The organism is Glaciimonas sp. OK215 (assembly GCF_057787885.1).
On record NZ_CM173544.1, the window covers coordinates 581,644 to 606,446 of the forward strand.

Here is a 24,803-nt window from a genome sequence, read left to right on the forward strand (position 1 = left end):
TTCACTATGACTTACATCCTTCGTCCCGCGACGGTCAGCGACGCAGAAGCCATCTGCGGCGTCTATAACCCCTATGTGTTGAACACCACCATCAGCTTTGAGAGCGTTGCCGTGACGCCGCCGGAAATGGCGCAGCGGATCAGCGACATCACGGCGACGTTTCCGTGGCTGGTGTGCGTTGACGGAGAGCAGATCCTCGGTTACGCCTACGCTGCCAGATGGCGTCCGCGCACGGCTTATCAGCATGCTGTCGAGAGCTCGGTGTATCTATCCGGCGCAGCGGCTGGCAAAGGTCTAGGCACCATGCTGTATCGCGCGCTGCTGGCGGAACTGGCCAAGTTGCCGGTGCACACGGTGATTAGCGGCATTGCCCTGCCGAATCCGGGCAGCATCGCGCTGCACGAAAAAATGGGGTTTGAAAAGGTCGGCGATTTTCGTCAGGTCGGCAGAAAATTCGATACCTGGATTGATGTCGGTTACTGGCAACTGGTGCTGTGATGAGATCTTCTTCATTGGCGCTCGCAACCGTTGTGGCCGCGCCGTTACCTGTCGTCGACGGCGTCGCTCCCAGTTATTTGTGGCTGCCGGCCGGCGACTGGCCGGACTTGCTGACATTTCTTGGGCAACGTTTCCCGGCTGTTGCCAGCGCTACCTGGATTGCCCGGATGGGAAAAGGCGAAGTGGTGGATGCCAGCGGCGAACTGCTGACACCGGCGACGCCATATCGGCGCGGCAGCTGTATTTACTATTACCGCGAACTGGACACGGAAACCCCGATCCCGTTTGAAGAAGCCATCCTGTACCAGGACGACCGCCTGCTGGTGGTCGACAAGCCGCATTTCCTGCCAGTGATTCCGACCGGGCGGTTCTTGCATGAGACGCTGCTGGTGCGGCTGAAAAAGAAGACCGGGCTGGCGCACCTGACGCCGATACATCGACTCGATCGCGAAACCGCAGGGGTGGTGATTTTTTCCTGTGACATCGCGACCCGCGGTGCGTATCAATCGCTGTTTCAGCAGCGCCTGGTGGACAAGGTCTATGAGGCGCTGGCCCCGGCCATGCCACAGCTGGATTTGCCGCTGGTGTATCGCAGCCGGATGGTTGACGGCAGCCCGTTTTTCCGTATGCAGGAAGTCTGCGGTGAGCCGAATTCGGAAACCCATATTGCACTGATCGAACGGCGCCAGGAAAACAGTCTGTATCGATTGCGCCCGCTGACCGGCAAGAAACATCAGCTGCGGGTCCACATGGCCGCACTCGGCATGCCTATCGTCAACGACACTTTTTATCCCGATGTCCATCCGTGCAAAGGGGATGACTGGTCGTCGCCGCTGAAGTTGTTGGCGCGCGCCATTTCCTTTCAGGACCCGGTGAGCGGGGAGCGCTTGCGTTTTGAAAGTAAGCGCATCATCTGAAGGTGCAGTCGTAAGCTGTGCTGATCCGCCTCAGATTCTTTGCAATGTTTACACGAATATCAGGAGCAACAGATGAGATCAACCCGTGCCACCTCCGCCGTCGAGCGTCTCAACGCACGCAGTAGCGGCCTGCGCTATTCAATGGTACGTACGGCAGGCGAGTTATTTATCCTGGCGCAAAATGCCGGTGAAGCACCGGCCATCCGCGTTAGCGAACCCTTGGAACTGGATGAATTTGTAAAATTCGTCAATGCCTACGGGCCGCAAAAGCCCAGGCGCATCAGCAAGCTCGACGTTGCGTTCGAGAAGCAATTGCAGAAAAGAGACAAATAGCCGCTACCATGAACCCCGATCCTGTCACGCCAAACGACACAGCTGTGCGCGTCATCCTGGTCCATGGCATGGGGCGCACGCCACTGTCGATGCTGATTCTGGCTGCGCGTTTGCGCGCCGCAGGCCTGCACCCGCTGCTGTTTGGCTATTTGGCCGCCTTCGAGCGCTGGCACACATGTCTGGCGCGCCTGCACCAATTCATCACGCGCAAAACCAGGGGCCAGCGCTACATTGTGGTCGGCCATTCGCTCGGTTGCGTGCTGACCCGGGCAGTCCTGCCACGGCTGGCGCAACAACCCGAAGCATGTTTCTTTCTGGCACCACCGATGCAAGCCAGTCGCATGGCAAGAACCTTTTCGAGTTGGCGTCTGTTCCGCTTGATGACAGGAGAGATGGGTCAGTTGCTGGCGCAGCAGGACTGGATCGAACAATTGCCGATGCCGACGATACCCACCACCATTTACGCCGGAACCGCCGGCCCGCGTGGACGCTGGTCACCGTTTGGCGATGAACCGAATGACGGGATCCTGACCGTTGCCGAAACACGGCTGGCGAGCATTACCTTGATTACCGTACCGTCGATACATACCACTATCATGAACTCGCGTCGTATCTGTGACGACATTGTCGCCGCTGTGAACAGACTGAATTAGATGCAGGTTGTGGAAGGCATTCCGCTTTTTCGCCCTGCCTGATCTTATCTGTGCCGCTATCGAACTCAGGAAAATTACGAAATGACAATAGGAATACTAGCGGCCATGCACGATGAAGTCGCCGACCTGATCGACGCCATGACCAGACAGAGCGGCAATCACGTGCGCCGCATCGGCATGCGCGACTATCACGTCGGCGAGCTGGACGGGCAGCCGTGCGTGGTGGTGCTCGCCAGAATCGGTAAGGTCGCGGCAGCGGCGACGGCGGTGACATTGATTCGTGAGTTTGGCGTGACGGAGCTTGTGTTTACCGGCCTTGCCGGCGGCGTCGGACCGCATGTCAAGGTCGGCGATATCGTGGTCGGAGACCGTTTAATCCAGCACGATCTGGATGCGCGTCCGCTGTTCCCCCAGCACGAGGTGCCGTTGCTGGGGCAGTCCGAATTCGTGGCGGATAGCGCGCTCGGTGCTGAATTGCAAGCGGCAGCCAGCTTCTTTCTGAGAGAAGATCTGCAACAGGCGGTGCTACCTGAGATCCGGAAGGCTTTCGGCATTGGGCAGCCGGTATTGCATGTCGGGATGATTGCCAGCGGCGATCAATTCGTGGCGGATATCGGGCAGGTCGAGCGCATCTTGTCGGTATTGCCGGATGCACTGGCGGTTGAGATGGAGGGCGCCGCTGTGGCGCAAATATGTTTTGAGTACGCCGTGCCTTGTGCCGTATTACGTACCATATCCGATCGCGCCGATGCCAGCGCACACATCGATTTCGGCAAGTTTCTGAGCGGTGTCGCCAGTCACTACTCGACGGGTATTCTGCGGCGCTTTTTTGCGGCACGCGGTTCGGATCGCGCCGCTGGCGGGACCTGAACGAACGCTCTTCGACTAAAGATCAAAACGTTTCATCAGACCGATTGTCATCAGATCGGCGTCGTTCTTGTTTCTGAAGGTGACTGCCCGCCCGAAATTCGCGAAGGCTTTCAAGCTGCTGCCGAGGTTCCGGTCAACCTGGATGGAGATCAGGCCGTTGAGCGTCAAGTCGCCGGATTCCCGTCTGTTGGCCGCAAGATAAGGGCCCGCACCGCCACTGATGGACCAATCTTCAGCTATCGGTTGCACGTACCACCCTTGCACAGCGATCCCGCGGCGATTCACGCGCACGCCGTCATCGCCTTCTTCGATGCCGGCAACCGACGTTGCCCATTGGCCGTCGTATTTTTTTGCTTCAACCGCATAGCTAAGTCGCTTTCCCGGTCCCGACTGATTTGTCTGGGCGAAACCGCCCGCCACTGCGAGCCATATCGGGTGGCGGCCGGGTTGGTCAGGCGCACTCGCATACCCGGAGCCGAGTTCTTTGCCGATGCCGACCAGCAAGGTGCCAGAGGAAGGGGCGCCGGGCATCACAACGTGGTTATAGGCAAGCCGGACATTCAGACCGCGGGAATACTGGTCGAGGCGGGCCAGAAAGGCCACGGAAAACAACGCGCCAAGGCGTGCATCATCGATTTCTGTTCCGTTGACGGTCGTTCTGTTCATGCTGAAATACGGCCCGGCAGCGAGCTCGACGTCGAGACTTGGCTGCAATTTTTTTCTGTAGACCATCTGCAGCGCGTATCCATCCCGATGGTTGTTGTCCGGATGCCCTTCGTTGTAATAAACAATGTCAAGCCGAGGTGCTTCGCCAACTGGGATGCGGCCGCTCGCAACCTGTCCGAAAAGATCGATAGTCGGTCCGAATCTGATTTCCGCAGCGCGCCATCTCATTGGTTTTTGGCCGCTCAAGCCGGGGCCGTACATGATGCCGTTTCCGAGTGCTGCCGATGCGTAGCCTTGATATCCGTCTGTCGGCGACTCCGTCGCTTGCGCCGCGTCGGCGGCCTGAGCCAACGGTAACCAGCAAATCAGTGCACAGGCCAAAGAAAAATCGCGAACCGTTTTATTTTTTATGAGCATGACGCCCTTCCTGTGTCAGTGAAAACCGGCTTGACGGCTTGATCATGCGCTGTTGCGTTTCAAATCAACGTCTTCGGGGCCCGGGCGTTGACTCTCGCTTGTAAAACAGCGAGCTATCGACAAGCGCGTGTCAGAGGTAACTATCTCACGGTTCCGACGTTTTCGGCAGCTCTTGTGCGGACATAGCCCATTCGGCAGCGCTCCTGGCATGAATGCCGGTTGTGTCGAATACGGGGACCGGCGCATCATTCGGCCCCACCAGCATGGCGATTTCCGTGCAGCCGAGAATGATCGCCTGCGCCCCTTGCACAACCAGGCTGGCAATGATGCGTTGATATTCGGCGCGGGAAGTGTCGCGCACCTGGCCCATGCAAAGCTCGTCATAAATGATGCGATGCACGATCTCTCGATCAGGCTCGGAGGGAATCAGCACATCAATGCCGTGGAGGCGAACGAGCCTGTCACGATAAAACGCTTGTTCCATGGTGAAACGGGTGCCGAGCAAGCCGACTTTGACTAGCCCCGAGCCTTTGATCTCAGCGGCAGTTGGATCCGCAATGTGGAACAGCGGAATCGAGACTGCCGACTCGATGGCTGGCGCCACCTTGTGCATCGTGTTGGTACAAAGAACCAGGAAATCGGCGCCTGCCGCTTCGAGTGCACGGGCTGCGCCGGCTAGCCGCCGCCCGGCTTCCGGCCAGTCTTCTGCATGCTGCAGACGTTCAATTTCGTGGAAGTCGACGCTGTAGAGAATCACCTTTGCAGAATGCAGACCGCCAAGCTGCGCTCTGACCGTTTCGTTTATGAGGCGATAGTAAGGAACCGTAGACTCCCAACTCATACCGCCAATCAAGCCAATTGTTTTCACTGCGATCCCTGTATGCCGGTAATTGGAGACGCTTAACTATCTGGCGGCTTGTGGCCGCCACACGCGGTTTTTATGCAGACCGCCCGCCGCTCAGCCGAACGGCCTTACGCCAATCAACCACCCGTGCAGCAGGAATGCGAACAGCGCCCAACTCACGAGCCCGACGCTGACAACGACAACATCCCGCGCGCGCGTTCCGGCAGGACCGTGCGTTCCCGCCAGCCGATCGCGGCGGCGCGCCGCTGCGAAATCCGCCACGGCCCAGACCAGGAAGGCGCCGAACAATACAACGGCAGCCAGGCCGCCGTTCGCGAGCAGGTGCGCCAGGGCCCAGACCTGTACGCCCAGCACCATCGGGTGCCCGACCGCGGCCTTGATGCGGTTGCCCGGCACGTACGCGGCCGCGAGCAGAACGAAGGCCAGTGCGGTCAGCGGCGCGGCGAGATGGCGCGTCGCCGTTGGCGGCGTCCAGAGGAGCAACGGGTGCGCGCGCGCCAGTCCGTAGCCCCAGACGATCAGCACCAGCCCGACAGCCGAAGCCAGTGCGTACGATCCTTTCCAGCCGTTTTGACCCATACGGGCAATCTGCGCTGCGCGCCAAGGCGCGGCCACGATGCGGACCGAGTGCACGCCTAGAAAAATCAACAAGCCTAGTATCAGTACCGTCATGTCGTAGCCCTCGCGTTTTTGTGCTTCGTGATTGTCGCACAACAGCCCGCGGGTTCCAAACTCACGTTGGCGCAGCGCAGATCGCGCTCGCGAAGCTGCTGCTCATAGAGGGCAAGTGCCGATTGGTGTAAAGTGCGGTGGTAAAAGATCGGCGGCGCTGTATCAAACAGGCCACACGCAAATATAATTTGTAGCCCGGCCAGTTTTCAAGCTGGCGAATACGCTGCTTACTCAATTAAATATTAAAGAATTTGAACTCGATGAAAATAGCAACGTGGAATGTCAACTCGCTCAAGGTCCGTCTGCCGCAGGTCTTGCAATGGCTGACGGATAATCCGGTGGATGTATTGGCAGTGCAGGAGACCAAACTGACCGATGATAAATTCCCGCAGGCGGAAATCGAGGCCGCCGGTTATCAGGTGGTGTTCAGCGGTCAGAAAACCTATAACGGTGTGGCGATTCTTGCACGTCATCCGATCACGGATGTGGTCAGGAACAATCCGTTGTTTGAAGACGAGCAACAGCGTTTGCTGACCGCGACGATTGCCGGCATGCGGATAGTCTGCGCGTACATTCCGAACGGACAGTCGCTGGAATCGGATAAGTATCAATACAAGCTGAAGTGGCTGGATGCTTTGCATGACTATCTGGATGGCGAGCGCCAGCAGCATCCGAATCTGGCGTTGCTGGGCGATTACAATATTGCGCCGGAAGATCGCGATGTCTATGATCCGGCGGCGTGGGTCGGCGAGAATCTGGTCTCGCCGCCAGAGCGCGCGGCGTTCGTCCGCTTGCAGGGCCTGGAACTGACCGATGCGTTTCGCATGTTTGCGCAAGCGGAGAAACTATATAGCTGGTGGGATTATCGCCGCATGGGATTTCGCCTGAACCGCGGCATGCGCATCGACCACATCTTGTTGTCGCCGCCATTGGCTGCAAAATGTACGGCGTGCGTCATCGACAAGGTGCCGCGCAAATGGGAACAACCTTCCGATCATGCGCCGGTGATTGCGACCTTGGAGGAGTGATCGGTTTGCAGGCGGAAATAGAAAAACGCGACCTTCGGGCCGCGTTTTTTTATTTCCGCTGATTGCCTTTCTCTCCTGGCGCGCTGCTTCGGCGGAGTCGGCGCTCACTGGATTCCCCCATTGAGCGGCATTGTTAAATTGCCATGCAGCATGTTTCGCCGAGATGTTTACCTTGCTTTAAGGTTGCCTAAAAGATCAGGGTGGTAAGCGTCAATTTTTATTGATTGAACGTCCAATCAATTTAAACTATACTCATTTGCTTAAATAGCGGGCAGACGGTGCGCCCTGCGCACGCTGATGGAGAAGAAGTGAGGAAAAGAAACGAAATGCAGTCGTTGCGGCGGCAGCAGCTGATTCAGGCGACGCTTGCCGTGATCGACCGGGTCGGTCTGGCCGATGCCACCATCGTGCTGATTGCCAGGCAAGCGGGATTGTCGACCGGCATCATCAGCCATTATTTCGGCGATAAAAGTGGTTTGCTGGAAGCCACCATGCGCCAGATCTTGCGTGACTTGAGCGACGATGCATTGCGGCGCAGGCGTGCACTGGCAGGTGAAGAAGACACCGCGCAGGCGCAACTGCGGGCGTTGGTGGATACCAACTTTAGCGACAATCAAATCAGCGGTCCGGTCATGAAAACCTGGTTTGCTTTCTGGTCGTCGAGCATGCATCAGCCATCGTTACGGCGCTTGCAGCGGGTCAACGACCAGCGTTTGTATTCCAACCTGTGCGCCCAGTTCCGACGCGAATTGGCGCTGCCGCAGGCGCGTCAGGCCGCGCGCGGCCTGGCCGCGATGATTGATGGATTATGGTTGCGCGGTTCCCTGTCCGGCGAAGCGTTTGATGTGAGCACGGCCCGGAAAATTGCTTATGAATATCTGGATCAACAGTTGGCCAAAGGCAGTGCGGGTTCGTAATGCGTCGTAGCCGGGCTCGCGTCAGGCCGCCTTAAGCAGGCGCTAACCGGAATGAAACGGTTCGGCAGCACATTGTGATTTTTCATTTAACCGAATATTTATTCGAACAGAGGGGCTTCAAATGCCAGTATTCCCACTGCAGCAACTTTACATCGGCGGTCGTCGGGTCGATGCCACCAGCGGTACGACATTCGAGAGCATCAACCCCGCCAACGGTGAGGTGCTGGCAGTGGTCCAGCGCGCCGCCAAGGCTGACGTTGATCTGGCTGTTGACAGCGCCAAAAAGGGCCAGCGCGTATGGGCGGCGATGACCGCGATGCAGCGTTCACGCATCTTGCGCCGTGCGGTGGAAATTTTGCGCGCACGGAATGACGAACTGGCTGCAATCGAAACGCTGGATACCGGCAAAGCACTGTCGGAAACGCGTTATGTCGATATCGTCACCGGCACCGATGTGCTGGAGTATTACGCGGGTCTGGTGCCATCGATCGAAGGCCAGCAAATCCCTTTGCGTGAGAGTTCGTTTGTCTACACCCGACGCGAGCCGCTGGGTGTGGTCGCTGGCATTGGCGCGTGGAATTACCCGATTCAGATCGCCCTGTGGAAAGCGGCCCCGGCACTGGCTGCCGGTAACGCGATGATTTTCAAGCCGAGCGAAGTGACTTCGCTGACGACGTTGAAACTGGCAGAAATTTTCACTGAAGCAGGTTTGCCGGATGGCGTCTTCAATGTGTTGACCGGCAGCGGCCGGGAAGTCGGTACGTGGTTGACGGAACATCCCGGCATCGAAAAAATATCCTTCACCGGCGGCACCGCGACCGGTAAAAAAGTCATGGCCAGCGCCTCCAGTTCGACACTCAAAGATGTGACGATGGAACTGGGAGGAAAATCGCCGTTGATCGTGTTCGCCGATGCGGATCTGGATCGTGCCGCCGACGTCGCCGTGATGGCAAACTTTTACAGCTCGGGCCAGGTCTGCACCAACGGCACGCGCGTGTTTGTGCATCGCTCATTGAAAGAAGCGTTCGAAGCCAAGGTGCTGGAACGCGTTGCCCGCATCCGTCTCGGCAACCCGCAAGACGCCGACACCAACTTCGGCCCGCTGGTGAGCTTTACGCACATGGACAGCGTGCTGGGTTACATCGCGACCGGCATTGCCGAAGGTGCGCGTCTCCTGATCGGCGGCAAGCGTGAAGTCAGCGGTGCATACGCCAAGGGAGCGTATGTGCAGCCCACAGTCTTCACCGATTGCACCGACGAGATGACAATCGTCAAGGAAGAAATCTTCGGTCCGGTGATGAGCATCCTGGTGTTCGATGAAGAAGACGAAGTGATTCGTCGCGCCAACGATACCGAATATGGTCTGGCGGCTGGCCTGATGACAGAAAACCTGAGCCGCGCCCATCGCGTGATTCATCGGCTGGAGGCAGGGATTTGCTGGATCAATACCTGGGGCGAGTCGGCGGCGGAAATGCCGGTCGGAGGTTACAAACAATCCGGCGTCGGCCGTGAAAACGGCTTGACCACGCTGGAACATTACACGCGCATCAAGTCGATCCAGGTGGAGTTAGGTGCTTACACGTCAGTGTTTTAACGCGCTTCATTGAGCGAGCAATCAGGAGCAACACATGCGTCAATCTCAAGAATACGATTACATCATCATCGGCGCCGGTTCTGCCGGGAATGTGCTGGCCGCGCGCCTGACTGAAGATGCGGGCGTCACGGTGCTGCTGCTGGAAGCCGGCGGCCCCGATTACCGTCTGGATTTTCGTACCCAGATGCCGGCTGCGCTGGCGTTCCCGTTGCAGGGACGGCGCTACAACTGGGCCTACGAAACCGATCCGGAACCGTATATGAACAACCGCCGCATGGAATGCGGACGCGGTAAAGGTCTGGGCGGGTCATCGCTGATCAACGGCATGTGCTACATCCGCGGCAATGCGATGGATTACGACGGTTGGGCCAGGCATGACGGCCTGGAAAACTGGTCGTACCTGGATTGCCTGCCGTACTTCAAAAAAGCCGAAACCCGCGATGTCGGCGCTAACGATTACCACGGTGGCGAAGGCCCGGTCAGCGTCACCACGCCGAAGGCTGGCAACAACGTCTTGTTCCATGCAATGGTCGAAGCCGGTGTGCAAGCCGGTTATCCGCGCACCGATGATCTTAACGGTTATCAGCAGGAAGGCTTCGGTCCTATGGATCGCACCACCACGCCAAACGGCCGTCGCGCCAGCACCGCCCGCGGTTATCTGGATCAGGCCCGCGCCCGTCCAAATCTGAACATCGTCACCCATGCGCTGACCGACCGCATCCTGTTTTCCGGCAAGCGCGCCAGCGGCGTCGCTTACCTGCACCACGACACCCCGCTCACCGCACACGCCAGACGCGAAGTGTTGCTGTGCTCGGGAGCGATTGCCTCGCCACAGATTTTGCAGCGCTCAGGCGTCGGCCCGGCGCCATTGCTACGCCGGCACGATATTCCGGTGGTACTGGATTTACCCGGCGTTGGGGCTAACTTGCAGGACCATCTGGAAGTCTATCAACAGTACGAATGCAAGCAGCCGGTGTCGCTGGCACCCGCATTGAAACTCCACAATCAACCGGCGATCGGTGCCGAATGGCTGTTCATGGGGAGCGGGACCGGTGCCAGCAATCAGTTCGAAGCGGGCGGTTTTATCCGTTCTGACGAGAGCTTCGCCTGGCCGAACATCCAGTATCACTTCTTGCCGGTGGCGATCAATTACAACGGCAGCAATCCGATCAAGGTGCACAGCTTCCAGGCGCACATGGGATCGATGCGCTCGTTGAGCCGCGGTCGCGTCCATCTGAAATCGAAAGATCCACGGCAGCATCCAAGCATCCTGTTCAACTACATGGCGGACGAGCAAGACTGGCATGAATTCCGTGCCGGTATTCGCATCACCCGCGAGATCATCGGCCAGCCGGCGTTGGCAGCCTATGCCGGCAACGAAATTTCGCCAGGCAAGCAGGTGCAGAGCGATGCCGAACTGGATGATTTTGTCCGCAACCATGCCGAAACCGCATTCCATCCATCTTGTTCGAACAAGATGGGCTATGACGAGATGGCGGTGGTCGATGCGCAAGGGCGCGTGCATGGTCTGGACGGTTTGCGCGTGATCGATGCATCGATCATGCCGATTATCACCACCGGCAATCTGAACGCCCCGACGATCATGATCGCCGAGAAAATCGCCGATATGATTCGTGGGCGTGCACCGTTGCCGAGGGTCAATGTGCCGTATTACATGGCCGGTGATGCGCCGGCGCGGCGTCAGCGTTAGCTTTGTATCGTTGCCGGACTTGCATAAAAAAGCGACCGTCTGGTCGCGTTTTTTATGGCTTGGCTGATGCGCGAGTTGCTATCATTGCTGACGCTTCTTCTCTTCCTTCTTCACTTTCTTGTCAGCCTTCTTTTCTTTCATGGTTTTGGCGGGTTCTTTCTTTACCGCTTTTTTCGTATCCTGGCTCTTGCTCATGATTTTTGCTCCAATTGTTTAATAAGCACCCATAAAGTCACGTTTACCGATTTCAACGCCATTGTGGCGCAGGATTGCGTAGGCAGTGGTGACGTGGAAGAAAAATTGTGGCATACCGTATTGCAACAGATACGCCTGACCCGTCAGCTTCTTCTCTTTTGGGGTACCGGGACGCAGCAAGACTTCCAGGGATTCGCTGCCGTCGATTTGCGTTGCTGTCAGGCCATCGATGAAGGCCAGCGTTTTCTTGATACGCGCTTGCAGTTCAGCAAAGGTCTGCTCGCTATCTTCATACGCCGGTACTTCGATACCGGCCAGACGCGATGAGACGCTTTTAGCGAAATCAGCAGCGATCTGAACCTGGCGCGTCAGCGGGAACATGTCCGGGAACAGGCGCGCTTGCAGGAAGGCGCTGGCATCGATTTTCTTTTCGGCAGCGTGAGCTTCGGCTTTGGCCAGGACATCGCTCAGGCCGTTGAGCATTTGTTTGAAGACGGGAATGGATGAGGTGTACATGGAAATTGTCATGGGTGAGCCTTGGTTGGATGAAGTCGACGTGCAAAGTGATGAAAGTATATCCGGTTAGCGGCGTTCATGAACAGATCGTCGGCGGCAGACGAACATGCGTACCGATCATACTCATCGTCGCTTATGTGACGGGGCAAAACCTGGCGCGCATGGTGCGCCTTGCAACATACGTTACGCTTGCTGCCAGCCCCTGCGCTTACTCAGGCATATCTGGCGTGACCCGCAGCCATCCGGTTGGACAACGTTGGATATCTGGGTAATAACCGGCTGGGTTCCTGCAGTAATAACTATAATCTGCGCCCGCTGGGACATAAATCAATTGGCTGTCGTCGGGGTAGACAGGCGCGCCATAGAAGTAGGGATCCCAGAAGAACGGGCCGCCGACGATGAACAGGCCGCGACCGTGAAAATCGTGGAATCTGCCATCGTGGAACCTACCTGACATACGCGCGCCGCCGCGATGGTTATCAAAGTGCTGGTGGCCCTGAAAGCTACCGCCATTATGTTGAAATCCACTGCTATCTCGCGCCTCTGCCAAGTTGCACCCTAGCGCCAGCATCAGCGCTGCCAGCCATACAAAAACCGCTTTCGTGTTCATGCCAACACCTCTTCCATAATTGCTTCTAATGCAATACATCGACTTGTGCCTCCCTGTCTTTAGTCTAGGTATTGATAGCTAAACGACTAATACAAACTGGTAATGCTTGAAACAATCTGTATCAAGAATGGAAGTAGAAGATGGCGAAATGCATGGCGAGTACGCAGTTCGGACAGGCGGAGAATTTTGTCTCGGGGAACGGCGGTAAGGTTTAGAAGCCCGCCAACCGGCCGCCAAAAGTATCGTATGGTTGAATATGACGAGCTTGGGCTTCTCAGTCCAAGCTACAGATTGTCAATTTGAATTCCTGACAGCGCTCTGAAAATGCTAATAACGCAATAACTTTACTTGCCCCAGCTATCCTTCAAAGTCACCGTCCGGTTAAACACCGGTTTTCCCGCCACACTATCCACCCGATCCGCGACAAAATACCCGTGCCGTTCAAACTGATAACGGTCATCCGGCATCGCAGCGGACATACCTGGTTCCAGATAGGCAGTGACCACTTCCTTCGAGTGCGGATTCAATGCCAGTTTGAAGTCCTTGCCGCCCGCATCCGGATGCGGGTCGTTGAACAGACGGTCATACAGGCGGACCTCGGCTTCCAGCGCATGGGCGACGCTGACCCAGTGGATGTTGCCCTTGACCTTGTAGTTGGCGCTGCCGTCAGTGCCGCTTTTACTGTCTTCGAAGTAGTTGCAGTGCACGGCTGTGACGTTGCCGTCGGCGTCTTTGTCGAAGCCGGTGCATTCAACGACATAACCGTGACGCAGGCGGACGCGGCTGCCGGGTTTGTCCGCGCTCGGCGGGGTCAGGCGGAAATAGCCTTTGACCGGCGTTTCCATGAAGTCTTCCCGTTCGATCCACAAGGTTTTGCTGATCGGGAAGTGGCGCAGCGCGGTGGCGTGTTCCGGGTGTGCCGGTGGGTAGACCGGTGCGTGGCACTCGACGGTTTCGCCTTCCGGAAAGTTGTCGATGATCAGTTTTAGCGGGCGCAGCACGGCGTTGGCACGCGGGGCTTTCGGATCCAGGTCTTCGCGCAGCGCGCCTTCGAGCGAGCTCATGTCGATCCAGCCGTCGGACTTGGTCACGCCGGTGCGTTCGCAGAACAGTTGCAGCGCTTCCGGCGTATAGCCGCGGCGACGGATGCCGACCAGGGTCGACATGCGTGGATCGTCCCAGCCGTCAACGATGCCTTCGTCCACCAGTTGACGCAGCTTGCGCTTGCTGGTGATGACGTAGGTGACGTTGAGGCGCGAGAATTCGTATTGATGCGGTACCGGCTTTTGCAGGAAGCCGCCGTCGCTGAGTTTTTCCAGGATCCAGTCGTAGAACGGCCGGTGATCCTGGAATTCCAGTGTGCAGATCGAATGCGAGATGTTTTCCAGCGCATCCGAGATCGGGTGGGTGTAGTCGTACATCGGGTAGATGCACCACGTGTCGCCAGTGCGGTGATGATGGGCGTGACGGATGCGGTAGATCGCCGGATCGCGCAGATTCATGTTCGGCGACGCCATGTCGATCTTGGCGCGGACGATGTGCGCGCCATCCTTGAATTCGCCGGCTTTCATGCGCCGGAACAGGTCCAGCGATTCTTCCGGCGAACGGTTGCGGAATGGCGAATCCTTGCCGACTTCGCCAAAGTTACCGCGATTGGCGGCCATGTCTTCGGCGCTTTGGCTGTCAACGTAGGCGAAGCCGGCGGCGATCAGGTGTTCGGCCATTTCATACAATTGGTCGAAATAGTCGCTGGCGAAGTACAAATGCTCGCCGGTTGCGTCTTTCCAGTCGAAACCCAGCCATCTGACGCTGTCGATAATGGTATCGACGTATTCCTGCTCTTCTTTTTCGGGATTGGTATCGTCGAAACGCAAATTGCAACGGCCCGCGTAATCGCGCGCCAGGCCAAAGTTGACGCAAATCGACTTGGCGTGCCCGATATGCAGATAACCGTTAGGCTCAGGCGGGAAGCGCGTTACGACCGGTGGCAACGGCTGACCCTGGCCATCCTTGCGTTCGGCATAGACGCCGGCGGTCATATCGGCTTCGATGATGGTGCGCAGGAAGTTGGACGGTGCCGGTGCTGGCGCACTGTCGCCGTTAGGAGTGCCGGTCTTGTGATCGTTGCTCATGAATGATTTTCTCGCAAAGCTTTACAGAATATGGATGAGGGGCATTTTACCGTAGCAGAGTGGTTTGTCGGTCCTGCAATGGGGTTTTTTGTTAACCTGCCGGCTGAGTAAGCCAGCGTGATTTCCGTAAATATCGGACAATTTGCGTTACTCACAGCAAGGATCCAGCAATGCCCGCAAAAGCAACACAACAAGCCGCCATGCGTACCATGGCAGTGCGCCACCCGGACCACCCGACGATCCCGGTCGCGCTGTTCTACCCCAGCAAGTCGCCGACAAGAAAAATGCGCCTAGGCCCCTACGCCCCGGTGCTGGCCTTCAACGGCGTCCCGGAATTCCCGTTAAAAGGATTGATCCTGCTATCCCACGGTACCGGCGGCAGCCAGCTTGCCCACTACAACCTGGCCCTGCGGCTGGCACAAAGCGGCTATCTGGTGGCCGCACCACAACATCCTGGCGATAACTGGGAGGATCGCTTGCTAGTCCGCTCCGACAGCTATTTTGCCGAACGTCCACGGCAGTTGTCGCGCTTGCTGGATGCCGTGCTGGCCGATTCCCACTGGCGCGACCGGATTCCAGCCGATCGGATCGGTGCACTCGGCCACTCGGCGGGCGGTTTCAGTGTGCTGGCGCTGGCAGGCGGCATGGCTAATCGGCAACAAGTGCTGCGGCATTGTGCTACCACCGATGACGATCAATTGTTTTGCCGCTTGGGTGGCGATCCGGATGGCCTGGTCGAGGCGACCGCAGCGATAGATTTCGATGTACGGGATAGGCGCGTGCGCGCGGTATTTGCGATGGCACCGATAGGCGTGGTGTTCGCGCCGGAATCGCTGGCGCGGATAGACGTGCCGCTACAGGTCGTGACCGCCGAGAAGGACGCCGTGCTAACGCCGAAATATCACGGCGACTGGCTGCGTGCGCGCTTGCCGCAGGCTGAATTTGAGCAGGTGCCGAATGCCGGGCACTTTGCCTTCATGGCACAGTCACTGACGCCGCTGGTATCGGACGCCGGCGATCCGGGCGCGAATCCGCCGGGGTTTGACCGGGCGACTTATCTGTTGCGGCTGGAACAGCAGGTGCTGACTTTCTTTGATAAAACCCTGGGCTGACACGTCATTGAGGATTGTTGTAAATTGTCAAATAATACTTTTAACTGTCGTCGCCATGCGCTGCAGCGGTTTCCTGTAAATTTGTTAACATTTGTCCTGATGGCTGTTTCAACCGAGAGAGATGATGTATGTGGCCCTATCCTAAAATCGTTGCCCATCGCGGTGGCGGCACGTTAGCCCCGGAAAATACCCTGGCAGCCATACGTTGCGGCCTGGCGCATGGTTATCGTGCGGTTGAGTTCGATGTCATGTTGTCCGCCGACAGCGTGCCGGTGTTGATGCACGACCCGCTGTTCGGGCGCACCGTCCGTGGGGTCGGCAAGGTCAGCGATTTCACTGCGGCGCAATTGACGGCGATGGATGTGGGCGGCTGGTTTGGTCCGGAATTTATTGGCGAGCCGGTCTGCACTTATCAGCAGGCCATGGCGTTTTGTCGGCAGCACGGAATCTGGATGAATGTTGAAATCAAGCCGGTTGAAGGGTTGGAAGTCGAGACCGGGCATGTGGTGGCGCAGGTGACGCAAGCGTATTTTGAGACTGAAGTCGCGGCGCATGTGGCGCAGCCCGACGCCGCCACGGCGGCCCGTTTGCCGTTGCTGTCGTCATTTTCGCAGGAGGCGTTGCGCGCGGCGCAGGTTGCTGCGGGAGCGATTCCGCGGGCGTATCTGACGGACGTGATTGAAGATGACTGGCATCAGCGCCTGCAGGAATTGGGGGCGGTCGCCTTGCATACCAATCATAAGCATTTGGCGCCGATGCAGGCGGTGGCCATCAAGCAGGCGGGTTATGGCTTGTTTTGTTATACCGTGAATACGGTCAGGCGGGCGGGAGAGATGCTGGCCTGGGGCGTGGACGGGATTTGTACCGATCGGATTGATTTGATCGCCGCCGATTTTGGTCGTTGAAACAGTCATTACTCCCTGCGAGAGGCACCGCTGATCCGCTCGGCATGACGCGTCAAAACCTGGTCGCATCCACAAAAAGCCCGTCGGGGAAGATCCTGACGGGTTTTGTACGGCATAGCCTCTGAGGTGAGTGGCTTGTATCACGTATAATCAAGGGTTTGCAAAATAATACTTCCCTTGCTCGCCTTTCTTTTTTGCCCAAGAACATGAACTCAGCCGATATCCGCGATAAGTTTCTCAAATTCTTTGAATCCAAAGATCACACCGTTGTGCGCTCGTCCAGCCTGGTGCCGGGTAATGACCCGACACTGCTGTTTACCAACTCCGGCATGGTCCAGTTCAAGGACGTTTTCCTGGGCACGGAAAAGCGCAATTACGTGCGCGCAACGTCGGTACAGCGCTGCTTGCGCGCCGGCGGCAAGCACAACGATCTGGAAAATGTTGGGTACACCGCACGCCATCACACCTTTTTTGAAATGCTGGGTAACTGGTCTTTCGGAGACTATTTCAAGCGCGATTCGCTGATTTGGGCATTTGAGCTGCTGACCAAGGTGTACGGCTTGCCAGCTGACAAACTGTGGGCCACTGTATATGAAACCGATGACGAAGCGTACGACATCTGGGTCAACGAAATTGGCTTGCCGGCAGAGCGCGTGGTCCGTATCGGCGACAACAAAGGCGCGCCGTTTGCGTCGGATAATTTCTGGCAAATGGCAGACACCGGTCCTTGCGGACCATGTTCAGAAATTTTCTACGATCACGGCCCGGATGTCTGGGGCGGCCCGCCGGGCAGCCCGGAGCAGGACGGTGACCGTTACATCGAAATCTGGAACAACGTGTTCATGCAGTTCGACCGTCAAATCGATGCCAAGACCGGTGAGGCGACATTGACGCCGTTGCCGCGTCAATGCGTCGATACCGGCATGGGTCTGGAACGTCTGGCGGCAGTCTTGCAGCACGTGCATAGCAACTACGAAATCGACTTGTTCCAAAGTCTGATCAAGGCCGCCGCGCGCGAAACCAATGTCACCGATCTGACCAACAATTCGCTGAAAGTGATCGCCGATCATATCCGCGCTTGCTCGTTCCTGATTGTCGATGGCGTCATTCCTGGCAATGAAGGCCGCGGTTATGTACTGCGTCGCATCATCCGCCGCGCTTTGCGCCACGGTCACAAACTGGGTCAAACCAAGCCGTTCTTCTACCGGCTGGTCAAGGATCTGGTACTGGAGATGGGCGCGGCCTATCCCGAGTTGCCGGAAGCCGCCGAGCGCGTGGAGCAAGTCTTGCAGCAGGAGGAAGAGCGTTTCGGCGAGACCCTGGAACACGGCATGAAAATTCTGGAAGCCGCGCTGGCCGGGAATCCCAAGAAGCTGGACGGCGATACTGCGTTCACTCTGTATGACACCTTCGGTTTTCCGCTCGATTTGACGGCGGATATTTGCCGCGAACGCGAAGTCGAACTTGACGAAACGGGCTTTGACGTAGCGATGAAACGCCAGCAGGACGCCAGCCGCGCCGGCGGTAAATTCAAGATGGCGGCAGGGGTTGAATACAGCGGCGACAAAACCAGTTTCGTCGGCTATCACGAGTTGGCACATGACGCCAAAGTACTGGCCTTGTACGTTGACGGCAGCGCGGTACAAAAAATCGGCGCCGGTCAAGACGCGATTGTGGTGCTCGATACGACGCCGTTCTATGCGGAGTCCGGTGGGCAGGCAGGCGATGTCGGCGTGCTGGAAACTGCGACGGCATTGTTTGCGGTATCCGATACGCAAAAAGTCCAGCCGGAAGTATTCGGTCATCATGGCCGTCTGGAAAAAGGTTCGCTCAGCGTTGGCGAGCAACTCGGGGCCAAAGTCGATACCGCTCAGCGCGCGCGCACCGTGCGCAATCACTCGGCAACGCACTTGATGCACAAGGCGCTGCGCGAAGTGTTGGGCGCGCATGTGGCCCAAAAAGGTTCGCTGGTCGATGCTGATAAAACCCGTTTCGACTTTAGTCATAACGCCCCCGTAAGTGCCGATCAAATTCGCCGTATCGAAGAGATCGTCAACCGGGAAGTATTGGAGAACGTTGCCACCAGCGCCAAATTGATGTCGTTCGACGACGCAGTTGGCAGCGGTGCGATGGCCCTGTTCGGCGAAAAATACGGCGACGAAGTACGCGTCTTGTCGATTGGTTCTTCGACCGAATTGTGCGGCGGCACGCATGTCAGTCGCACTGGCGATATCGGCTTGTTCAAGATTGTTGCCGAAGGCGGCGTGGCGGCGGGTATTCGTCGCATCGAAGCGGTCACGGGGATCGGCGCACTGGCACTGGTACAAAACCTGAGCCAGCGTGTGACGGAAGCGGCGGCGGCCTTGAAAGCACAGCCGGAAGAACTGACACAACGGATTGGTCAGGTGCAAGATCACGTCAAGGCGCTGGAAAAGGAACTGGCCGCATTGAAGTCGAAACTAGCGGCGAATCAGGGCGATGGCCTGGTCGATCAGGCGGTGGATGTCAACGGCATCAAAGTGCTGGCAGCCACACTCGAAGGTGCCGACAGTGCGACCTTGCGTGAAACCATGGACAAGCTGAAAGACAAGTTGAAAACGGCGGCTATCGTGTTGGCGGCGGTCAAAGACGGCAAGGTCAGTCTGATCGCCGGTGTCACTGCCGATGCGACCGCTAAAGTCAAAGCCGGTGAACTGGTCAACTTCGTTGCTCAGCAAGTTGGCGGCAAAGGCGGCGGCCGTCCTGACATGGCGCAAGCCGGCGGCACCGATCCGAGTGGTTTGGCGGCGGCGTTGCAAGGTGTTGTGGCGTGGGTTGGCGAGCGCGCTTGATGCGCTAAATATGGAAATTTGATGAGGTCGACAGAAGTGGGTCGACCAAGTAAAAACGGGGTCTGCGGTTTCACCGACGCGTGTGAAATTTTGCTGACCCCGTTTTGCGTTTAATGACTGATTTTGCGGAGCATAAGCTGATGAGCGATTTTAAATTCTGCCCGATTTGTGCAGCCTCTTTGATCCTGCGCGCCGATGATGGCGAGGCAGGAAAGCTCCGGCTGGCCTGTCCTGATGGCCACTGGACGCATTGGGATAATCCGTTGCCGGTGTTGGCGGCGCTGGTCGAGATCGATGGCCGGATCTTGCTGGCGCGGAATGCTGCGTGGCAGGAAAATATGTTCGCGCTGATCACCGGATTCATGGAGCGCGATGAGACGCCGGAGCAGGGCATTGCCCGTGAACTGAAGGAAGAAACCAATCTCGACGCTGACCAGATTACCTTGATCGGCGTGTATGAGTTCATGCGCAAGAACGAGCTCATCATTGCATATCACGTAAAAGCATCCGGCACGATACGATTGTCGGAGGAGTTGCTGGAGTACCGCCTGTTGGCGCCAGAAAAGTTGAAGCCCTGGCGTGCCGGTACCGGTTATGCGGTGGCTGAATGGATGCGCGAACGAGGTTTGGCAGTGGAATTTGTGGATAGGCCGATTTTGGCGGACTGATGTCGGCGCACTCAAACTCCCGTTAATACGACCGCAACCGGTCGGCTAGCGCCATTGGCCGTATTCGGGACCGTCCAACATAAGTGCTTTGAATACGCGCATAATCTAGGAACTTTATATTGCTGCTGTTGCGCATTTATTGTTTTTATGGCATCTGTTAATGTTTATATTTTGTCACGACGATTAATTGTTGATTTGTAGCAATGCTGTTGTAAAAAATGGCGGATTTTTGTTGCGATGCATCAAAGCTGATATGTTTGGAGTAAAATCGCCAGACCGCAGTGAATGTTAAATAATTTTTGATCTACAAATTGGTTATGGAATTTAATAAAGAACTTGATGCACGCGGTTTGCACTGCCCGTTACCGATTTTGAAAACCAAAAAAGCGTTGGCGGACATGTTGAGCGGTGAAGTGCTGCGTGTGTTAGCGACCGACTCTGGTTCGGTGCGTGACTTTCAGGCTTTCGCCAAGCAAACCGGTAACGACTTGCTGTCCCAAAGCGAAGAGAATAAAGAATTCATTTTCTTTATGAAACGCAAGTAAGCTCGCAAGCTTTTCTGCCATGTTGGGTCTGCTCGCGCCGCGCTACAAGCCATTTTCAAAAGCTTGGTTGCAGGCGGCAAACGTGGATGGGCGCCAAAACCTCTATCGCGTGTATATGCTCGTGGTCAGCGTTCTGCTGATTGCCAATTCTTCAAGTTTCCCTGTTTTACGGTTCTATTATTGATAGTGGCATTGTGAACGGGACGAGTGATTTTTCCCTCAATTTTCATTGTCTTTATATTAAATAAATCTCTTTCCTTTTAATGCGACCTTACTTTCGTTATAACAATTAGTTGATTTCTTCTAAAAATTAATAGAACGATCGTGCTAAATTTTGGTTGTGTGTTGAATTCTCTCTTATAATCTCCTATTCAATTAACGTTAACGTCAACTCGATTCTCATTTTTATTAAAAGGCAGACCGATGAAAGTATTAGTTCCAGTCAAGCGTGTAGTCGACTACAACGTCAAAGTGCGCGTTAAATCCGATGGCACAGGTGTGGATATTGCCAACGTCAAAATGTCGATGAATCCGTTTGATGAAATTGCGGTGGAAGAAGCCACGCGTCTGAAAGAAGGCGGCAAAGTCACCGAGGTGATCGCGATTTCCTGCGGCGTCACCCAATGCCAGGAAACGCTGCGCACCGCGATGGCGATCGGCGCCGACCGCGCCATCCTGGTCGAGTCCGATGCCGAGCTGCAACCGCTGGCGGTGGCCAAACTGTTGAAGGCGATTGCGGATAAAGAACAACCGCAACTGATCATCCTCGGCAAGCAGGCGATCGACGACGATTGCAACCAGACCGGCCAGATGCTGGCCGCCTTGCTGGGCTGGCCGCAGGCGACCTTCGCCTCCAAGGTCGTGCTGGAAGACGACAAAGTGCTGGTCACGCGCGAAGTCGATGGCGGCCTCGAAACCCTGGCGCTGACGCTGCCGGCCATCATCACCACCGACTTGCGCCTGAACGAGCCGCGTTACGTGACGCTGCCGAACATCATGAAAGCCAAGAAGAAAACCCTGGATGTGTTCAAGCCGGCCGATCTGGGTGTCGACGTGACCCCTCGGCTGAAGACGCTGAAAGTGGTCGAGCCTGCCAAACGCAGCGCCGGGATCAAGGTGCCGGACGTCGCCACGCTGGTGGCCAAGCTGCGCAACGAAGCCAAAGTCATTTAATCCGCGACCACTTTCACAACCGAACAGATACAGCGGGCCGCCGCCCTCATTTGCAGGCGACCGCAACACCTCATCATCAGGAGATACCATGACCGCTCTCGTCATCGCTGAACACGATAACGCCACCCTCAAAGGCAGCACTCTCAACACCATTACCGCCGCGACCCAATGCGGCGGCGAGGTGCACGTACTGGTCGCCGGCAAAGACTGCAGCGCAGCGGCACAGGCGGCTGCGCAGGCCGCCGGCGTGACCAAGGTACTGGTTGCGGACGCTGCTTATTTTGCCGACGGACTGGCTGAAAACATCGCCGAACAAGTGCTGGCGCTGGCCGCCGGCTATAGCCACATCCTGGCCCCGGCCACCGCTTACGGCAAGAATATCCTGCCGCGCGTGGCCGCCAGACTCGATGTCGGCCAGATTTCCGAAATCGTCAAAGTCGACAGCCCGGATACCTTCGAGCGCCCGATCTATGCGGGCAACGCGATTGCCACCGTGCAGTCGGTCGACGCCATCAAAGTTATCACCGTCCGTACCACCGGCTTCGATGCGGCGGCCGGCGGCGGTGCGGCTGCGGTCGAGAACATCAGCGCTGCGGCGGATTTCGCCAAGTCGGCGTTCGTCTCGCGTGAACTGGCCAAGTCGGACCGGCCTGAACTGACTGCCGCCAAAGTCATCGTCTCCGGCGGCCGTGGCATGGGTTCGGCCGACAACTTCAAGATCCTGGAGCCGTTGGCCGACAAGCTCGGCGCAGCGATGGGGGCTTCGCGTGCGGCAGTCGATGCCGGATTTGTGCCGAACGACTGGCAGGTCGGCCAGACCGGCAAAATCGTTGCGCCGCAGCTGTATATCGCGGTCGGTATTTCCGGCGCGATCCAGCATTTGGCCGGGATGAAGGATTCCAAAACCATCGTCGCCATCAACAAGGATGAAGAGGCGCCGATCTTCTCGGTCGCGGATTACGGCATCGTCGGCGACTTGTTCGAGATCGTGCCGCAACTGGTGGCCGAACTGGGTTAAATCCGCCTTGCGGTAAGAGCAGGTTGACACACAATAATTAGATCGTTTGCAAAAACGCCAGGGCAGTATTACGGAAGTGGTACTGCCTATTTTTTTTTGGAGTACTTGATGAGTTACGTTGCGCCGCTAAAAGATATGTTATTCGTCCTGAATGAACTCGCCGGCCTGGAACAGGTTAGCCAGCTTCCTGGATGCGCAGATGCTACGCCGGAGACAGTCGAAGCCGTATTGCAGGAACATGCCAGGTTTTGCAGCGAGGTGGTAGCGCCGCTGAATCGCTCTGGCGATCAGGAGCCGAGCTATTGGCACGATGGCAATGTTACCACCAGCAAGGGCTTTAAAGAGGCGTTCAAGGCGTTTGCAGAGGCGGGATGGCAGGGCGTGCAGCATCCGGTGGAATTTGGCGGTCAGGGTTTGCCGAAGTTGGTGGCGACACCATGCATGGAGATGCTGAATGCGGCTAACCTGTCGTTCGCGCTGTGCCCGTTGCTGAGCGACGGTGCGATTGAGGCATTGATGACTGCCGGCACCGATGAGCAGAAGCAAACTTATCTGGAAAACCTGGTTTCCGGCAAGTGGACCGGCACCATGAACCTGACCGAGCCGCAGGCCGGTTCCGATCTGGCACTGGTGCGCACTCGTGCCGTACCGCAAGGCGACGGCACATTCAAGATTTCAGGTACCAAGATTTTCATCACCTACGGTGAGCACGACATGGCCGAGAACATCGTCCATCTGGTGCTGGCACGCACGCCCGACGCCCCGGAAGGCGTGAAGGGGATCTCGCTGTTCGTTGTGCCGAAATTCCTGGTCAATGCCGATGGTTCGCTCGGCGCTCGCAATGACGTGCATTGTGTCTCGATCGAGCACAAGCTGGGCATCAAAGCCAGTCCGACGGCAGTACTCCAGTTTGGCGATCACGGCGGTGCCATAGGTACGTTGGTGGGACAGGAGAATCGTGGCCTGGAATACATGTTCATCATGATGAATGCGGCGCGCTTTGGGGTCGGCATGCAAGGTGTCGGCGTGGCAGAACGGGCCTACCAAAAGGCCGTAGTCTTTGCCAAAGACCGCATGCAATCACGTGATCTGAGTGGTTCCGCCGGACCCGTGGCGATTATTCAGCACCCGGACGTGCGGCGTATGTTGATGGCCATGCGTTCACAGATCGAAGCAGCGCGTGCGTTGGCGTACGTAACGGCGGCGGCATCCGACGCGGCGCACCACCATGCTGACGAGGCAACCCGCAAAGCCAATCAGGCATTCTACGAATATCTGGTGCCTGTGGTGAAAGGCTGGTCAACCGAGATGTCAATTGAGGTTGCCTCGCATGGCGTGCAGATTCATGGCGGCATGGGCTTTATCGAAGAAACCGGTGCTGCGCAGTTTTACCGCGATGCGCGCATTCTGACGATTTATGAAGGTACGACGGCGATTCAGGCGAATGATCTGATTGGCCGTAAAACCGTGCGTGACGGCGGCGCTATTGCCAAAGGCATCGTCGCGCAAGTCATGCGCACGCAAGCTCAGCTGGCAGCCAGTGGCGACGCTGATTTGGTAGCGATCGGCAAGCAACTGGCAATCGGTGCAGATGCGCTGGAAAAAGTGGTTGACTATGTGGTGGCGAATCTGAAGAGCGATATCAAGGGTGTATTTGCCGGTAGCGTGCCTTATCTGAAATTGGCCGGCATTGTGCTGGGCGGCTGGCAGTTGGGTCGGGCAGCTTTGATTGCGACACAAAAGCTGGCCTCAGGCCAGGGCGATGCCGGCTTTTATCGGGCCAAGATCGGCACCGCGCGCTTTTTTGCCGATCATGTGCTGGCGCAGGCCGATGGGCTTCGGACTTCGGTTGTTAGCGGGAGTGTCGGCGTGATGGCATTGAGCGAAGATCAGTTCTGACAATTTATGTTGGCAATATTGAAAAAAGCAACCATCAGGTTGCTTTTTTTTGTTGCAG

At 57.0% G+C, this 24,803-nt stretch carries 24 protein-coding genes; 18 read left to right on the forward strand and 6 right to left on the reverse strand.

Annotation, left to right across the window (positions count from 1 at the left end; all coding sequences use genetic code 11):
* Nucleotides 1-6 precede the first annotated feature (6 nt).
* From AC3CHX_RS02680 to AC3CHX_RS02700, 5 genes are all read left to right on the forward strand, one after another.
* A complete protein-coding gene (locus AC3CHX_RS02680; protein ID WP_488642567.1) occupies nt 7-498 on the forward strand; it encodes an arsinothricin resistance N-acetyltransferase ArsN1 family B in 492 nt (163 codons plus the stop codon).
* Nucleotides 498-1,415 (forward strand): RluA family pseudouridine synthase, encoded by a 918-nt coding sequence (locus tag AC3CHX_RS02685; RefSeq protein WP_488642568.1) that lies wholly within the window; start codon nt 498-500, stop codon nt 1,413-1,415. Before AC3CHX_RS02680 ends, AC3CHX_RS02685 begins: the two co-directional genes overlap by 1 nt.
* Before the next feature lie 72 nt (nt 1,416-1,487).
* A complete protein-coding gene (locus AC3CHX_RS02690) occupies nt 1,488-1,748 on the forward strand; it encodes a hypothetical protein (protein WP_488642569.1) in 261 nt (86 codons plus the stop codon).
* A gap of 8 nt (nt 1,749-1,756) precedes the next feature.
* Entirely contained in the window at nt 1,757-2,401 is a 645-nt protein-coding gene (locus AC3CHX_RS02695) for an alpha/beta fold hydrolase (protein ID WP_488642570.1), read from the forward strand.
* A gap of 81 nt (nt 2,402-2,482) precedes the next feature.
* Nucleotides 2,483-3,271, forward strand: a complete 789-nt coding sequence (locus AC3CHX_RS02700; RefSeq protein WP_488642571.1) for a 5'-methylthioadenosine/adenosylhomocysteine nucleosidase — start codon at nt 2,483-2,485, stop codon at nt 3,269-3,271.
* 15 nt (nt 3,272-3,286) lie between these two features.
* Here the strand turns inward: AC3CHX_RS02700 and AC3CHX_RS02705 are convergent, their stop codons facing one another.
* The 3 genes from AC3CHX_RS02705 to AC3CHX_RS02715 all read right to left on the reverse strand — a co-directional run bounded on the left by AC3CHX_RS02705 (nt 3,287) and on the right by AC3CHX_RS02715 (nt 5,891).
* Nucleotides 3,287-4,354: a hypothetical protein gene (locus AC3CHX_RS02705; RefSeq protein ID WP_488642572.1), complete on the reverse strand. Its 1,068-nt coding sequence runs from the start codon at nt 4,352-4,354 to the stop codon at nt 3,287-3,289.
* A 145-nt stretch (nt 4,355-4,499) separates the two neighbouring features.
* Entirely contained in the window at nt 4,500-5,222 is a 723-nt protein-coding gene (locus tag AC3CHX_RS02710; RefSeq protein WP_488642573.1) for an aspartate/glutamate racemase family protein, read from the reverse strand.
* 90 nt (nt 5,223-5,312) lie between these two features.
* On the reverse strand, nt 5,313-5,891 hold the full coding sequence (locus AC3CHX_RS02715) for an NnrU family protein (protein ID WP_488642574.1): 579 nt from the start codon (nt 5,889-5,891) through the stop codon (nt 5,313-5,315).
* Nucleotides 5,892-6,151: 260 nt separating this feature from the next.
* Here AC3CHX_RS02715 and xth point away from each other — a divergent pair, with 260 nt between their 5' ends.
* The 4 genes from xth to betA all read left to right on the forward strand — a co-directional run bounded on the left by xth (nt 6,152) and on the right by betA (nt 11,141).
* Nucleotides 6,152-6,919, forward strand: a complete 768-nt coding sequence (gene xth, locus AC3CHX_RS02720) for an exodeoxyribonuclease III (protein ID WP_488642575.1) — start codon at nt 6,152-6,154, stop codon at nt 6,917-6,919.
* A gap of 326 nt (nt 6,920-7,245) precedes the next feature.
* A complete protein-coding gene (betI, locus tag AC3CHX_RS02725; RefSeq protein ID WP_488644705.1) occupies nt 7,246-7,836 on the forward strand; it encodes a transcriptional regulator BetI in 591 nt (196 codons plus the stop codon).
* 121 nt (nt 7,837-7,957) lie between these two features.
* Nucleotides 7,958-9,430 carry a betaine-aldehyde dehydrogenase gene (betB, locus tag AC3CHX_RS02730; protein WP_488642576.1) on the forward strand — a complete coding sequence of 491 codons (1,473 nt, stop codon included), beginning with the start codon at nt 7,958-7,960 and terminating at the stop codon, nt 9,428-9,430.
* 34 nt (nt 9,431-9,464) lie between these two features.
* Entirely contained in the window at nt 9,465-11,141 is a 1,677-nt protein-coding gene (gene betA / locus AC3CHX_RS02735) for a choline dehydrogenase (protein WP_488642577.1), read from the forward strand.
* Between the two features lie 213 nt (nt 11,142-11,354).
* Here betA and AC3CHX_RS02740 read toward each other — a convergent pair whose 3' ends face one another.
* The 3 genes from AC3CHX_RS02740 to AC3CHX_RS02750 all read right to left on the reverse strand — a co-directional run bounded on the left by AC3CHX_RS02740 (nt 11,355) and on the right by AC3CHX_RS02750 (nt 14,594).
* Nucleotides 11,355-11,864, reverse strand: coding sequence for a DUF1993 domain-containing protein (locus AC3CHX_RS02740; RefSeq protein ID WP_488642578.1), 510 nt, complete (start codon nt 11,862-11,864; stop codon nt 11,355-11,357).
* Between the two features lie 196 nt (nt 11,865-12,060).
* Nucleotides 12,061-12,462: a hypothetical protein gene (locus AC3CHX_RS02745; RefSeq protein ID WP_488642579.1), complete on the reverse strand. Its 402-nt coding sequence runs from the start codon at nt 12,460-12,462 to the stop codon at nt 12,061-12,063.
* A gap of 344 nt (nt 12,463-12,806) precedes the next feature.
* Nucleotides 12,807-14,594, reverse strand: a complete 1,788-nt coding sequence (locus tag AC3CHX_RS02750) for a glutamine--tRNA ligase/YqeY domain fusion protein (RefSeq protein ID WP_488642580.1) — start codon at nt 14,592-14,594, stop codon at nt 12,807-12,809.
* Nucleotides 14,595-14,764: 170 nt separating this feature from the next.
* Here AC3CHX_RS02750 and AC3CHX_RS02755 point away from each other — a divergent pair, with 170 nt between their 5' ends.
* From AC3CHX_RS02755 to AC3CHX_RS02795, 9 genes are all read left to right on the forward strand, one after another.
* On the forward strand, nt 14,765-15,706 hold the full coding sequence (locus tag AC3CHX_RS02755; RefSeq protein WP_488642581.1) for an alpha/beta hydrolase family protein: 942 nt from the start codon (nt 14,765-14,767) through the stop codon (nt 15,704-15,706).
* Between the two features lie 128 nt (nt 15,707-15,834).
* A complete protein-coding gene (ugpQ, locus tag AC3CHX_RS02760; RefSeq protein WP_488642582.1) occupies nt 15,835-16,611 on the forward strand; it encodes a glycerophosphodiester phosphodiesterase in 777 nt (258 codons plus the stop codon).
* A gap of 206 nt (nt 16,612-16,817) precedes the next feature.
* Nucleotides 16,818-19,442 carry an alanine--tRNA ligase gene (gene alaS / locus AC3CHX_RS02765; protein ID WP_488642583.1) on the forward strand — a complete coding sequence of 875 codons (2,625 nt, stop codon included), beginning with the start codon at nt 16,818-16,820 and terminating at the stop codon, nt 19,440-19,442.
* Between the two features lie 140 nt (nt 19,443-19,582).
* Nucleotides 19,583-20,110, forward strand: a complete 528-nt coding sequence (locus AC3CHX_RS02770) for an NUDIX domain-containing protein (RefSeq protein WP_488642584.1) — start codon at nt 19,583-19,585, stop codon at nt 20,108-20,110.
* A 317-nt stretch (nt 20,111-20,427) separates the two neighbouring features.
* Nucleotides 20,428-20,655, forward strand: coding sequence for a sulfurtransferase TusA family protein (locus AC3CHX_RS02775; protein WP_488642585.1), 228 nt, complete (start codon nt 20,428-20,430; stop codon nt 20,653-20,655).
* 19 nt (nt 20,656-20,674) lie between these two features.
* On the forward strand, nt 20,675-20,839 hold the full coding sequence (locus AC3CHX_RS02780; protein ID WP_488642586.1) for a hypothetical protein: 165 nt from the start codon (nt 20,675-20,677) through the stop codon (nt 20,837-20,839).
* A 239-nt stretch (nt 20,840-21,078) separates the two neighbouring features.
* Nucleotides 21,079-21,828, forward strand: coding sequence for an electron transfer flavoprotein subunit beta/FixA family protein (locus AC3CHX_RS02785; protein ID WP_488642587.1), 750 nt, complete (start codon nt 21,079-21,081; stop codon nt 21,826-21,828).
* Nucleotides 21,829-21,916: 88 nt separating this feature from the next.
* The gene (locus AC3CHX_RS02790; protein ID WP_488642588.1) at nt 21,917-22,846 is read left to right on the forward strand and encodes an electron transfer flavoprotein subunit alpha/FixB family protein; all 930 of its coding nucleotides are present in this window, start codon (nt 21,917-21,919) and stop codon (nt 22,844-22,846) included.
* Between the two features lie 108 nt (nt 22,847-22,954).
* Nucleotides 22,955-24,745 (forward strand): acyl-CoA dehydrogenase, encoded by a 1,791-nt coding sequence (locus tag AC3CHX_RS02795; RefSeq protein WP_488642589.1) that lies wholly within the window; start codon nt 22,955-22,957, stop codon nt 24,743-24,745.
* Nucleotides 24,746-24,803 lie beyond the last annotated feature (58 nt).